The 12,171-nt window shown below is 57.3% G+C and carries 11 protein-coding genes, 1 tRNA gene and 1 riboswitch; of the genes, 5 read left to right on the forward strand and 7 right to left on the reverse strand.

Annotated features, from left to right (window positions below):
- On the reverse strand, positions 1–840 hold an 840-nt coding region (locus ACTG3X_RS13130; protein ID WP_439111731.1), incomplete at its 3' end, for an integrase arm-type DNA-binding domain-containing protein.
- A gap of 93 nt (positions 841–933) precedes the next feature.
- Between ACTG3X_RS13130 and ACTG3X_RS13135 the strand changes: the two genes are divergently transcribed.
- From ACTG3X_RS13135 to ACTG3X_RS13145, 3 genes are all read left to right on the forward strand, one after another.
- Positions 934–1,020, forward strand: a tRNA-Leu gene (locus ACTG3X_RS13135).
- A 333-nt stretch (positions 1,021–1,353) separates the two neighbouring features.
- Positions 1,354–1,569, forward strand: a riboswitch (cobalamin riboswitch).
- Complete coding sequence (locus ACTG3X_RS13140) at positions 1,558–1,968, forward strand: hypothetical protein (protein WP_439111732.1); 411 nt, start codon at positions 1,558–1,560, stop codon at positions 1,966–1,968. (Overlaps the previous riboswitch by 12 nt.)
- 116 nt (positions 1,969–2,084) lie before the next feature.
- Positions 2,085–3,452 (forward strand): lytic murein transglycosylase, encoded by a 1,368-nt coding sequence (locus tag ACTG3X_RS13145; RefSeq protein ID WP_439111733.1) that lies wholly within the window; start codon positions 2,085–2,087, stop codon positions 3,450–3,452.
- 64 nt (positions 3,453–3,516) lie between these two features.
- Here the strand turns inward: ACTG3X_RS13145 and ACTG3X_RS13150 are convergent, their stop codons facing one another.
- The 6 genes from ACTG3X_RS13150 to ACTG3X_RS13175 all read right to left on the reverse strand — a co-directional run bounded on the left by ACTG3X_RS13150 (position 3,517) and on the right by ACTG3X_RS13175 (position 10,305).
- Complete coding sequence (locus ACTG3X_RS13150) at positions 3,517–3,762, reverse strand: MoaD/ThiS family protein (protein ID WP_439111734.1); 246 nt, start codon at positions 3,760–3,762, stop codon at positions 3,517–3,519.
- 1 nt (position 3,763) lies between these two features.
- The gene (locus tag ACTG3X_RS13155; protein ID WP_439111735.1) at positions 3,764–6,010 is read right to left on the reverse strand and encodes a xanthine dehydrogenase family protein molybdopterin-binding subunit; all 2,247 of its coding nucleotides are present in this window, start codon (positions 6,008–6,010) and stop codon (positions 3,764–3,766) included.
- Positions 6,010–6,489, reverse strand: coding sequence for a (2Fe-2S)-binding protein (locus tag ACTG3X_RS13160; protein ID WP_439111736.1), 480 nt, complete (start codon positions 6,487–6,489; stop codon positions 6,010–6,012). The genes ACTG3X_RS13155 and ACTG3X_RS13160 overlap by 1 nt, the downstream gene beginning before the upstream one ends.
- The gene (locus tag ACTG3X_RS13165) at positions 6,486–7,349 is read right to left on the reverse strand and encodes an FAD binding domain-containing protein (RefSeq protein ID WP_439111737.1); all 864 of its coding nucleotides are present in this window, start codon (positions 7,347–7,349) and stop codon (positions 6,486–6,488) included. Before ACTG3X_RS13165 ends, ACTG3X_RS13160 begins: the two co-directional genes overlap by 4 nt.
- A 135-nt stretch (positions 7,350–7,484) precedes the next feature.
- Entirely contained in the window at positions 7,485–8,510 is a 1,026-nt protein-coding gene (locus tag ACTG3X_RS13170; protein ID WP_439111738.1) for a hypothetical protein, read from the reverse strand.
- A gap of 163 nt (positions 8,511–8,673) precedes the next feature.
- Positions 8,674–10,305, reverse strand: coding sequence for an AMP-binding protein (locus ACTG3X_RS13175; protein WP_439111739.1), 1,632 nt, complete (start codon positions 10,303–10,305; stop codon positions 8,674–8,676).
- 105 nt (positions 10,306–10,410) lie between these two features.
- Here ACTG3X_RS13175 and ACTG3X_RS13180 point away from each other — a divergent pair, with 105 nt between their 5' ends.
- Both ACTG3X_RS13180 and ACTG3X_RS13185 read left to right on the forward strand, forming a co-directional pair.
- Entirely contained in the window at positions 10,411–11,316 is a 906-nt protein-coding gene (locus tag ACTG3X_RS13180) for a DMT family transporter (protein ID WP_439111740.1), read from the forward strand.
- 9 nt (positions 11,317–11,325) lie between these two features.
- Entirely contained in the window at positions 11,326–11,970 is a 645-nt protein-coding gene (locus ACTG3X_RS13185) for a sulfotransferase family 2 domain-containing protein (RefSeq protein WP_439111741.1), read from the forward strand.
- The last annotated feature ends 201 nt before the right edge of the window (positions 11,971–12,171 follow it).

Genomic DNA, 12,171 nt, shown 5'->3' on the forward strand with positions numbered 1-12,171 from the left:
AACATTTGGGATGGTGTGGTCGGAATGGTTTTTGGTGTGCTTAAAGGTGATTTCTCTATCTGTTACGTCCTCCCACTTGAGTGAGAGAGCTTCTGACTTTCTGCATCCCGTTAGCAGTACGAATACCAAGAAGGCGTGCAGGTCGGGGCGTGTTGGGTCAGACGCCCAAACAAATCTCGCATAATCGCCAAGCAGTTGTTTTATCTCACCTGACCGCAGGAAGGTATTCTTTGGTTCGGAGCTTAGGCTAAGCGCCCATATACGGGAGGCTTTTGTAACAGGATTTGTTGCTACACCCGTAGAGTTGATAACAGCTTTTAGAGTGCGAAACGCACTGTTGATGTAGTTGACGCTTTTACCTCTTTTGAGGAGGCGGGTGTATTTGTCTTCAACCATTGAGGCTGAGATTGCGTCCACAGGCATGGTGAGCCAGTCATCAAACAAGCGAGTGATCTGTTGTCTGTACTTGGCTGCTGTCGAGGCTTTGAGCTTTTTTGCTGTTCGTATGGTGATGTAGCGGTCGAGTGATTTAGCAAGACTGTTCTGAGGTGCTGCTTCAATGACTGCTGTTTTGACTACATCCTCACCCTTAGCCAGTCGTAGCAACAGCTCTTGCGCTTCTTGTTTCGCCTCTTTGAGGCTCAAGAGGGAAACGTCACCTATTTGTTTGCGAACTGTCCGACCGCCTCTGACACGCTTCTCTGCAAAATATGAGGCTTTTCCTTTAGCGGTTACCTTGATACCAAAGCCACTGAGTGACCCATCTCTAATGAACTGCACTTTGCCAGTTGGCTTGATGTTCTGAAGGGTCACTTGAGTGATTGAGTTATTGATTGGCATGAAAGTCTCTAGGTTTAATTGGTAGACATTTGGTAGACAGTTTGTGGTATAAATCTACGGAAGCATGTTAAGATAAGTCAATAAAATAAGAGTGCCTGCGTGGTGGAATGGTAGACACAGGAGACTTAAAATCTCTAGGCCGTATAGGCCGTGCCGGTTCGAGTCCGGCCGCGGGTACCAGCATTTCTGTTTGAAAACAACGCGCGCTTCGTTGGCGCAGCTCTTTGCAAACCGCTTTTTGGGCGTTGATATTTCTAGTGGTGGTCCGCTTGCTGCGGGAGACCTCAGTCTCGTGAGATGAGGCAGAGAGATGTTGCAGGTGTGGGCCGCGATCTGGAAGTCTGCAGTCCTGCGCCGTGCGTTCCCGCTGCGAAGCGGGACGGGATATTCCCAAGCTTGTTCTGTTTGGCACAGGTCACTGAGATAAAATAAATTGTGAATGAGGCCCGTGGCTTAGGCTAGGGGCGTTTTGGGTTACGTATTCGTACGATTGACAGCTCCTCATGGGGCTGCGTAACCTTGGCACAGATGGTTCTGGCGTCTTTGCCAGATGAAAATGGGAACACGGTGCGGCCTGCCTTGAAAAGGGATGGCTTATTCCGCGACTGCCCCCGCAACTGTAAGCGGTGAGCGCCCTCCGATAGCTCCACTGAGCCTCTATCGCTCGGGAAGGACGGAGACGTGCATTGACCCGCAAGTCAGGAGACCTGCCATCAGATGTCAACCACCGGGCGGGGTGCCTCGGAACGGGTGATTGCTGAAGGCTCGCGCCGTGCTGTCTCTCTTCCCAAGCTCTTTGCCCACAAGAATTGCGCGGAGGGCGCTATGATTTTGGAAAGAACGCTGCACATGTTGCAGACACAAACTGATTGTGATGAACGCGTGGCCGAGCTGGCGCGTATGGGGTTTATGCAATGGCTGGGCGGTTTGAAGGGGCGGGAAAGCTTCCCCCGCCAAGCAACAGCCGCTCTGGCCGTTGCCGAGAAGTTCCGCCGCTCTGACCCTGCTGTCGAAGCCTTCTGCGGCCTCATTGAAGAGGCGCTTTTGATGCCGCCGCGGCCCATGAGCCTAGCGCTACCGCAAAAGCGCAGGCGTGGTGGCGCCAAGATGCGCCGCCATCTCATCTAGGGCTGAATTAGGCGGAGCAATTATCCGCTTGTTTCGAAAGAGTCTTAGAGACACGGCTCTTTCAGAAACACGCGTTTCGCGCTAGGCTACAATAGGGCAGCAAAGAAGAGGCAAAAATGCTTCAGAAGTATTTCGGACTTTCTATTTTGGCACTTGGCCTTTCAGGCTCTGTCGCGGCGAGTGGCACAGTGGACAGCTCGTTGCGGCCTGTGTTGCGGCCCGGATCTGGAAGTGGTGGCGAGGTTGTTTCCGTGATGCGCGTGAGCGCAATGGTCCCGACATTGCGCCCTGTTGTGCGGCCGGCGGATCTTGATGTGGGGGCAACGCCTCTGGTTGAGGTGAAGAGCTTTGCGCGCAATGCGGGATTTGAGCGCTGGGTGGAAGGCTTTAAGCCACGCGCCGCACGCGCCGGGATTGACCCGCGTGTGATTGACCGGGCGTTTCGCGGCGTGCGCTTTAACACGGATGTGATCGAGCGCGATGGGAACCAGGCGGAATTCACCAAAACAATCTGGGAGTATCTGGCGAATGCGACGTCTGACAAGCGCGTGGCTGATGGCCAACGGATGCTTCGCAAGCATGCGCGCACACTCGATGCAATCGAGCGCAAATATGGCGTTGAGAAAGAGATCGTTGCTGCCGTTTGGGGGCTTGAGAGCTTTTATGGCGACATAAAAGGCGACTACAATGTGATCGAGGCGATGGCGACATTGGCCTACGATGGGCGGCGGGGAGAGTTTTTTTCCAAACAGCTGATTGCTGCGCTCAAGATTTTGCAACGCGGAGATACGAGTGCTGACAAGCTCAAGGGCTCTTGGGCAGGCGCTATGGGGCATACCCAGTTTATTCCGACATCCTATGAGCTTTTTGCTGTGGACTTCACCGGCGACGGAAAACGCGACATCTGGAGCAACGACCCAAGTGATGCATTGGCCTCGACAGCTGCTTATCTTGCGCGTTCGGGCTGGCAGAAGGGCATGCCTTGGGGGGTGGAAGTGCGCCTGCCAAGCGGCTTCAACCGTGGGCTTGCGAGCCGCAAGACCCTCAAGATGCCGAGTGATTGGGCCAAGCTTGGGGTGACGGATGTGAACGGGCGTGCCGTGCGCGACTATGGATCTGCGTCGATCCTGTTTCCTGACGGCGGGCGCGGGCTGGCACTTATGGTTTTTGAGAAGAACTTCCGTGCGATTGAACGTTATAATGCGGCGGACGCTTATGTGATTGGCGTGGGCCATCTCGCTGACCGTTTGCGCGGTGGGCCAGCTTTGGTTGGCAACTTTGGCCCTGGCGAGCGCCCCTTAACCGAAGGTGAGACCAAAGAGCTTCAACGGCAATTAAAGCGCAAGGGTTATTCGCTGGAGAAAATCGACGGCAAAATCGGGCCAAACACCAAGGCGCAGATCAAAGCTTATCAGCAATCAGTCGGGCTCAGTCCTGACGGGTATGCCAGTGAGGCGCTTTTGCAGCGGATCAAGCGGCGGTAAACCGGTTTCGAACCTATGCCGTGCGCCATCCTCTGAGGTGTTTTGACCTGAAAATGGTTTGTTTTCAGCCGCCTTCAAGGCGGTTGAGCAGGACGACCTCGCTTGTTTCCGTGATCGGTTGGAACCAGCTATCGTTGTATATTTTGCCGTCTATTGAGACAGACACCCCACGGTCGAGTTGTGGCCTTAGGGCTGGGTAGTCCTGCGCGAGTGTGGTGAGCAGCTCGCGCAGGTTTGTTGCTTTGACTTGCAGGTCACGGGTGCCGCCTGTGAGGTCCGCCAGACTACCCCAGAGCGTGACGGTGACCATCTCAGCCTTGGGCTTTGATGGCCGCCAGAAGCTTGGGCGGCGACATGGGCAGGCTGGTCATGCGCACGCCTGCAGCGCGGCTGACGGCGTTGGCCAGTGTGGCCAAAGGCGGGACGATGCCTGTTTCTCCCACGCCGCGTACACCATAGGGGTGGCCGGGGTTCGGGATTTCCAGGATCACCGGGTCGATCATTGGCAAATCGGAGGCGACAGGGATGCGGTAGTCAAGATAGCCCGCGTTTTGCAGGGTTCCGTCTTCGCCGTATATATATTCCTCGTTGAGTGCCCATCCGATGCCTTGCACGGCCCCGCCTTGAAGCTGGCCTTCGACATAGTCGGGGTGCACGGCTTTGCCTGCATCCTGAAACACCGTATAGCGCAGCACTTTGACGGCACCTGTCTCGGGATCGACCTCGGTGTCAGCGATATGCGTGCCAAAGCTCACGCCAGCGCCCTCTGCGTTGACCTCGAAGTGACCGGCGATGGGACCGCCTGTGTTTGAGGCGGTTTCAGCGATTTCCTTGAGCGTCATCGGAGGGAATTTGCCCGCGTTGGGGCCAGCGGGCTGGGCGGCGCCATCAACCCACTCGACAGCCTCGGGCTCAATCCCCCATGTGGCGGCGGCGCGCTCTTTCATGATCTTGATCGCGTGGCGGGCGGCCTTGATTGTGGCTAGACCGACCGCGAAGGTGACGCGGGAGCCGTCTGTCACCTCGTTCTGGCCGAGTGTGGCTGTGTCGGCGATAACGCAACGGACTTGTTCGTAGGGGATGCCAAGCTCTTCGGCGGCCATCATTGACATGCTCGCACGCGAGCCGCCGATGTCGGGATTACCTTCAGACAGGCTGACTGTGCCGTCGGGGTTGATCATCAGCGAGACGCAAGTGTCGCCGCCGAAGTTAAACCAGAAACCACAGCCCATGCCACGGCCCTGATTTTCACCCAAGGGCGCGGACCAATGTGGGTGTGCCTTGGCCGCCTCCAGCGTGGCTTTGAGGCCGATCGCGGGATAGGTTGGGCCGTAGGCTGACTTCGTCCCTTCATCGGCTGCATTCAGAAGGCGCAGATCAATCGGGTCGAGCCCCAGTTCCTTGGCCATTTCGTCTATCACGCTTTCAACGGCAAAGGCGGCCATGGGCGCGCCGGGCGCGCGGTAGGCGGCGGCTTTGGGGCGGTTTGTGACCACTTCCCAGCCGACTGTCTCGACATTGTCCAGATCATAGGGCGCAAAGCCGCACATCGCACCCAGGGCGCCGTTCATTGCGTAAAAGCAGCCCGACTGGTAGCGGAAATCACCTTGGGCGGCGGTGATTTTGCCGTCTTTTGTCATGCCGATCTTGATGTCAATCGAGGTGGAGGCGGTGGGGCCAGAGGCGCGCATGACTTCTTCACGCGCCATGGTCATCTTGACGGGCTTGCCCGACTTCTTGGAGAGCATCAGCGCGACAGGTTCAAGAAACACCGTTGTCTTTCCCCCAAAGCCGCCGCCGATCTCGGACGCGGTCACTTTGAGGCGGCCTGCTTCCATACCCAAAATGGCGGAGCAGGTGTTGCGCACCATGTAGTGGCCTTGGGTACAGCACCACAGATCGCCCTGACCATCATTGCCCATCGTTGCAAGGCAGGCGTGCGGCTCGATATAGCCCTGATGCGTTGCGGCCGTGGTGAAGCTGCGCTCCACGATCAGGTCGGCTTTGGCAAAGCCAGCCGCGATATCGCCGTGGCCATACTGGCTGCGCGCCAGCACGTTCTGGCTGTAGCCCTTTGGCACGCTCTCTTGCTGGCGGCCTTCGTGCAGCACAGGTGCGCCTTCTTTCATGGCTTCGTCCACGTCGATCACGTGGGGTAGCACTTCATAGTCGACTTTGATGGCCTTGAGAGCGGCCAGAGCCACAGAGCGAGAAGTGGCGGCGACGGCGGCGACTGTGTGTCCATCGTAAAGCGCTTTTTCGCCTGCCATGACGTTATCAAGGATATCGCGCGTGCCCTCGTCTTCGGGGGTGTGGATGAAGTCGGCGCGGGTGACCACGGCCTTCACACCGCTCATCGCTTCGGCTTGCGAGGTGTCAATCGAGCGGATGCGCGCGTGGGCGTGGGGACTGCGCAAGCAGTAGCCAAAGAGCATGCCCGGGGCAGACATATCCGCGCCGTAGCGGGCGCGACCTGTGACCTTGTCCAAGCCATCTGGGCGGGGAACGCGGGTGCCGACAACTTTAAATTCGCGGCTCTGGAACTCGTCTTTGGCCATCAGGCTGCTCCTCGCATTTCGGCAGCGGTTTCAAGCACCGTGCGGATGATTTTGTCATAGCCCGTGCAGCGGCAGAGATTGCCGGCGAGCCAGTAGCGCACTTCTTCTTCTGTCGGGTCTGGATTGCGCTCGAGCAGGTCTTTTGCCGCGACCAGAATACCCGGTGTGCAGATGCCACATTGCAGCGCGGCCTTGTCGATAAAGTTTTTCTGCAAAGGGTGCAGCTCTTCGCCTTTGGCCATGCCTTCGATGGTCTCGACCGCGCGGCCCTCGGCCTCGGCCCCGAGCACAAGGCAGGAGCAGACGAGCCGGCCGTCAAGGCGAACGGTGCAAGCGCCGCAGTCGCCTGAGGCGCAGCCCTCTTTGGAGCCTGTCAAATCGAGCTGATCGCGCAGGACATCCAGAAGGGTGTCGCCTGCTTCGCAGAGGTAGTCGACTTCGTCGCCATTGATTGTGGTGTGTACGTGGATACGGCTCATGATTTTTCTCCGTTTGCGCGGGCATAGGCGATGCGGGCAGCGCGGCGGGCAAGGACGCCGGACACGTCTTTGCGGAACGCTATTGTGCCGCGTTTGTCATCAATCGGGGTGGCGGCGGCAGAGGCTGCGACTGCACAGGCATCGAGCGCTGTGTCTTCACATTTGGAGCCGATGAGGGCTTCGGCGGCTTCTTTGACAAGCATCACTTTGGGGCCGACCGCGCCGAGCGAGACGCCTGCGCAGGCCACCGTGCCGTCTTCGGCGAGGATGATGTTGACTGCGCAGCCGACCACGGCGATGTCCATTTCAGTGCGCGGGATAAAGCGCAGATAGGCGTCACCGCCTTTTTGGCCCCGCTCAGGAAGAAAGACTGATGTGACGAACTCGCCTTTGGCCAGAGAGGTTTTGCCCGGAGCCGTGGTAACTTCGAGCACGGGTATGTCACGCGTCCCATTTGGCCCTGCGATGCGGACGGTAGCGCCAGCAGCAACCATTGCGGGGACACTATCGCCTGCGGGGCCTGCATTACAGAGATTACCCACCATTGTGCAGCGTCCCTGAACCTGTGTGGAGCCAATAAGCTCGGCGCCTTCGACGACACCGGGGTAGTCGGCTTTGAGGCCTGCGTGCTCACCCATTGCAGCGCAAGGCACGCCAGCGCCAATGCGCCAGCCGCCAGCTTCGGCAGTGATTTCGTTCATGCCTTTGATGTGCTTGATGTCCACGATGGCCGACGGCGCGACATGGCCTGCACGCAGGCGTACGAGCAGATCTGTGCCGCCTGCCAGTACGCGCGCGCCAGCATCGGCCGCAAGCAGCGCAACGGCTTCGTCTATCGTTTCCGGAGTTTCAAATCGCATGGCCATCTCCCTAGAGGTGCTGTGTCAGGGTATTTTGCGGGCAAGACTCAGCGCTGCCCTCTTCAACGCACCTTCGCGAATGTGCCCGCTCTTGGCAAGGGGAGTGGGCGACACGCCGTGTCGCTTCCGTAAAAGTCAGCTGCCGCAGATATTTTGAAGGCGGAGCCAGTCGTTGTCAGTGAGCAAGGGCTCTGGCGCCGTTGTGCGAAACGGGTCTGCTTCGATCAAGGGGAGTGTCTCTTCGCCTGTGATGTCCCTGGCATAAGCATAGGGAGTTGCGCGCACAGACCATGCGGCGAAACCGGCAAGAAGCGTGTCATTTGGCACAAAGCTGCGGGCGCGTGTGAGCAAATGCTCTGCATAGCTGTCTTGAGCCGTGTCGCTCAGCTTGCCTGTTGTGAGCAATTGCAACGTTGCAATCAGCCCTGCTTGCTCCAATACATCTTCCAGCGGGTCACTGAGTTGAGCTGCGAGATGTTCAGCGATGATATAACCCGCGGCGACATCTGGTTCTTCAAAGTCTTCAATCAGGGCGCGGTTGAGCAAAATGACGCCACCTGGCAAATGAGCGGCTTCTATGACGCCACCTGGCAGAACGACGAGCCGTGCTGCTCCATCAGGTGACGGGAGCCGCGCGCCAAGCTTACGCAGGGCACGGCTGCCCTCGGGAGCTGTACAGGGCAGGCCCGCAACGCGAGTGATCCGCGCAAGAAGCCCTGATCCGATTTCGGTGCGCTTGACGTCTGGCACAACGCGCAGCGCGTGGTCTCGTGCTGCAGAAGGAAGCCAGAATACGCACAGAGCCACAACGGCGGCGATAACCCCGAGGCTCACCCAAAGCCTGACGCGCCCTGGGTGTGGGCGTGCGCGCTCGATGCGGGCGCGCAGTTTTTCAATCGCCGCGATCATTTGAGCCTCATCTTCGGGTAGCTCGAGCGTTTCTGTTCGATCTCCGTTTGGAAAGAAGATGGCGGGATGCTCGCCCGGATTGGCACGCTCCAGAGCAGCGAGAGCCCAGTGGGCCAAAGCGGTATCATTGTGATCTGAAATTGTGAGGGTCGCATCGCCGATAGACACGATAACTTCGCGCCGTTGGGCGTCTTTGTTGGCACGCCATAGGCCTGTCGCCTCGATACGGTCATATTCTTTCAGTGCTGTCATCGGGATGGGCCTGCTCCTGCCTCTTTATGCAAAGGGTAGCATGAGCAAGCCACGTGGGGAAAGAGCGATTGCGCCGCAGTTTCGCGGCGACTTCAGTCTTGGGTGCTTTGCCTTCTAGCCCCTTGAGAGGCTTTGGGCCAAAATGAGGGACCGGCGGTGGAGCCTAGAGATCGGCGGCGATTTTGCGCAGTTCGAATTTCTGAATTTTGCCTGTTGAGGTTTTGGGTAGCTCTTGGAAGACCACTTTCTTGGGGGTTTTGAAGCCTGCCAATTTTGAGCGTGCAAATGTGATCAACTCTTCTTCGCTTGCGCTGGCTTTGGGCTTTAGCTCGACAAAAGCGCAGGGCACTTCGCCCCATTTGGGGTCAGGCTTGGCCACCACGGCGCAGAGCGAGACGGCGGGGTGGGACGCGAGCACACCTTCGACTTCGACTGAGCTGACGTTTTCTCCGCCAGAAATAATTATGTCTTTGGAACGATCCATGATTTGGAGGTATGTGTCGGGGTGCTGTACGGCAATATCGCCCGAATGAAAGAAGCCTCCTTTGAAGGCTTCCGCCGTAGCCTCGGGATTTTTGAGATAGCCTTTCATGACGGTGTGGCCACGTATCATGATTTCGCCCTGGGTTTTGCCATCGTGCGGGACGGCGACCATGGTTTCGGAGTCAAGCACCACGGCTTCGTCCATCATGGGCATGAGCACTCCAGTTCGCGCCTTGATGGCGTAGCGCTCTTCATCAGGGTGGTCATCCCAGCGGGCGCGCCAGAGACATTCTGTGATGTGGCCATAGGTTTCTGTTAGGCCGTAAACCTGGGTCACATTGAAACCAAGAGGCTCGATTGCCGCTAGAGTGGCAGCGGGGGGCGGAGCGCCTGCCGTAAAGACCTGTACCGTGTGATCAAAGCCGCGTCTGTCGCTATCATCACAATTTACGATTGAATTAAGCACGATGGGTGCACCGCCGAAATGGGTGACGCCTTCATCGGCGATGGCGTCATAGACAGCTTTGGCGGTGATGTTGCGGCAGCACACAATAGTGCCGCCGAGCAGGGGCATCATCCATGTGTGGTTCCAGCCGTTGCAGTGGAACAGAGGCACGATTGTGAGGTAGACGGGGCGCAGGGTGAGCTGCCAGCTGACCACTGTGCCCATAGTCATGAGGTATGCACCGCGGTGATGGTAGACGACGCCCTTGGGGCGGCCTGTTGTGCCGGACGTATAGTTGAGGGCAAGGCTCTCCCACTCATCTGCTGGCATTATCCATTTGAAGCCGATGTCGCCTGTGGCGATGAAGTCTTCATATTCCACGTGCCGCCCTGTGGCATTGTGGCCTGCTGATGGATCTGCAACCTCAATGATTTGAGGCGCTGCGGTGCTCATCGCTGCGACAGCCTCTTCCAGTATGGGCAAAAACTCTGTGTCTACGAGTACGAGTTTGGCCTCGCCATGTTCCAGAATATAGGTGACGGTGCCTACATCAAGGCGGGTGTTGACGGCGTTGAGCACCGCGCCTGCTGCGGGCACGCCAAAATGCGCTTCAGCATGGGCCGGCAAATTGGGTAGCAGGGTCGTCACGACATCCCCAGGTTCGATCCCTGCGCGGGCAAGTGCGGAAGCAAGCTGCGTGACGCGAGCATGATACTCGGCATAGGTTTTGCGGTGTTGTGTGCCATAAGCGACGGCCAGCCGGTCAGGGAAAATATAGGACGCCCGCTTCAGATGTGAAAGCGGTGTAAGTGGCACGTAGTTGGCTGCGGTTTTCCCCAAGCCGGTTTCGTCGCGCATTTGGCCCATTGTCTTCCTCCCCTATTTGCGAACTTATGTCGCAGTTGGAGAAGACTAACCTTAGCTTGGCTGTTTTGAAAAGCCTATGTGCGACCATATGAAGGCGGAAATGACATGAGTGAGACAAAGCCACTTGCTGCAGCCCTCTGGATGCTTTCAAGCATGCTCATTCTTGGGGTGGTTGATAACTTTATTGTGGTGATGTCGGGGGTGATAAGTCTTTGGCAGATGTATGTAATCCGTCTGCTCATCTCTATTCCTGTCATTTTTTTTGTGGCGCTGGTGCTGCGCCAGCGGTTCTTGCCACTGAAGTGGTGGCCCGTTTTATTGCGCAGTTTCTTATTTGCGTCGGCGATGTTGTTTTACTTTGCCTCGCTGGCCTTTTTGCCGATTGCGCAGTCGCTTGCGGGGTTGTTCACCTCACCGATTATCGTTGTTTTGATCACGGCTCTATATTTTCGTGAGCCTATTGGGATGTTTCGGATCGGGGCCGTGCTAGCAGGCTTTCTTGGCACACTGGCTGTGCTGCAGATCAGCCCCAGTAGCTTTAGCCCGCTGGTGATCGTGCCTGTGATTGGCGGGGTGCTGTATGCGCTGAATGCAGTGATCACGCGGCGCATGTGTGATGGTGAAAGCACGTGTGCGCTTTTGGCTGGAACTATGGGCATGCAAGGCGTTTTGGGGCTCCTGGGGCTCGCGTTCATCGGGTTTTTCGGAGTGCAGGAGGTTGAGGGGCCTTTGGCTTTTGTCACGCGTGGCTGGGTTTGGCCGATGGAGGGTGTCGGGCTGATTTTGGTCGGGCATATTCTCGGCTCTATTGTGGGGGTGTTCTGTTTGACGCGCGCCTATCAGCTCGGCGACGCGTCCTATGTCGCTGTGTTTGAGTATTCGATTATGATTTTCGGGCCACTTTTCGCGTTTTTCTGGTTTGGTCAAACACTGGTGGGCAGCCAGATGGTTGGAATTTTACTCATCATTATGGCGGGTTCGGTGATTGCCTTGCGCTCACAGCGTGACTAACCTCGCATCATGATTATTTCTCGCGGTCGCGCATATGTTTTTGTGCATATCCCCAAGACAGGTGGGACCTCGCTTGCGCTGGCGCTTGAGGCTCGTGCGATGCGTGATGATATGATGCTCGGAGACACTCCAAAGGCGCTAAAGCGGCGCAAGAAGCTCAAGGGCGCTGAGGCGCGTGGGCGGCTTTGGAAGCATTCCACGCTTGCCGATATCGAGGGGCTGTTGAGCGCCGAAGAGATGCACCAGATGCTGTGCTTTACGCTTGTGCGCAATCCTTGGGACAGGATGGTGAGCTATTATCACTGGCTCAAGACACAGAGTTTTGAACACCCTACCGTAGCGGCTGCCAAGGCGCTTGGCTTTGCGGAGTTTCTACGTGCACCTGTTGTGATGGGGCCGATGAAAGCGCACCCTTACAGCAGCTATCTGCGTGGCAGTGACGGGTATGTGCGTGATGCACTCTATATCCGGCTGGAACAGTTTGAGCAGGACGCGCAGCCCTTGTTTGAGCATCTGGGGTTCGAGATCAGCCTGCCACGCGAAAACCAAAGCGCGCGCGCTGAAGATTACCGCAGCTATTACACGGCTGAGGATATGTGTGTGGTGGCGGAGGCTTGCTCGGAAGATATCGAAACGTTTGGCTATCGGTTCTGACTGGCCAAAAAGTCTGCGCCCGCAAGCTGTCCTAATCCTAGCGAGCCACCAGCAGGATTGCTGCACAGATTGAACATGCGACACATCGCGTTTGCCAGTGGTTGAGCTTTTGGAGAAGAGGGGCGCCTTTTTGTATTGCTGTGCTTGGCAATTCTCGACCGTTAAGGTCATCTCTGGGGCGCATCCAGAGCCCAAAAAGGG

It is taken from the genome of Lentibacter sp. (assembly GCF_965658795.1).
Taxonomy (GTDB): Bacteria; Pseudomonadota; Alphaproteobacteria; order Rhodobacterales; family Rhodobacteraceae; genus Lentibacter.

Excerpts from the sequence above, each read along its gene's own strand:
- ACTG3X_RS13140 (WP_439111732.1), top strand. The coding sequence starts at position 1,558 with ATGTCAACCACCGGGCGGGGTGCCTCGGAACGGGTGATTGCTGAAGGC.
- ACTG3X_RS13145 (WP_439111733.1), top strand. The coding sequence starts at position 2,085 with ATGCTTCAGAAGTATTTCGGACTTTCTATTTTGGCACTTGGCCTTTCA.
- ACTG3X_RS13150 (WP_439111734.1), bottom strand. The coding sequence starts at position 3,762 with ATGGTCACCGTCACGCTCTGGGGTAGTCTGGCGGACCTCACAGGCGGC.
- ACTG3X_RS13155 (WP_439111735.1), bottom strand. The coding sequence starts at position 6,010 with ATGGCCAAAGACGAGTTCCAGAGCCGCGAATTTAAAGTTGTCGGCACC.
- ACTG3X_RS13160 (WP_439111736.1), bottom strand. The coding sequence starts at position 6,489 with ATGAGCCGTATCCACGTACACACCACAATCAATGGCGACGAAGTCGAC.
- ACTG3X_RS13165 (WP_439111737.1), bottom strand. The coding sequence starts at position 7,349 with ATGCGATTTGAAACTCCGGAAACGATAGACGAAGCCGTTGCGCTGCTT.
- ACTG3X_RS13170 (WP_439111738.1), bottom strand. The coding sequence starts at position 8,510 with ATGACAGCACTGAAAGAATATGACCGTATCGAGGCGACAGGCCTATGG.
- ACTG3X_RS13175 (WP_439111739.1), bottom strand. The coding sequence starts at position 10,305 with ATGGGCCAAATGCGCGACGAAACCGGCTTGGGGAAAACCGCAGCCAAC.
- ACTG3X_RS13180 (WP_439111740.1), top strand. The coding sequence starts at position 10,411 with ATGAGTGAGACAAAGCCACTTGCTGCAGCCCTCTGGATGCTTTCAAGC.
- ACTG3X_RS13185 (WP_439111741.1), top strand. The coding sequence starts at position 11,326 with ATGATTATTTCTCGCGGTCGCGCATATGTTTTTGTGCATATCCCCAAG.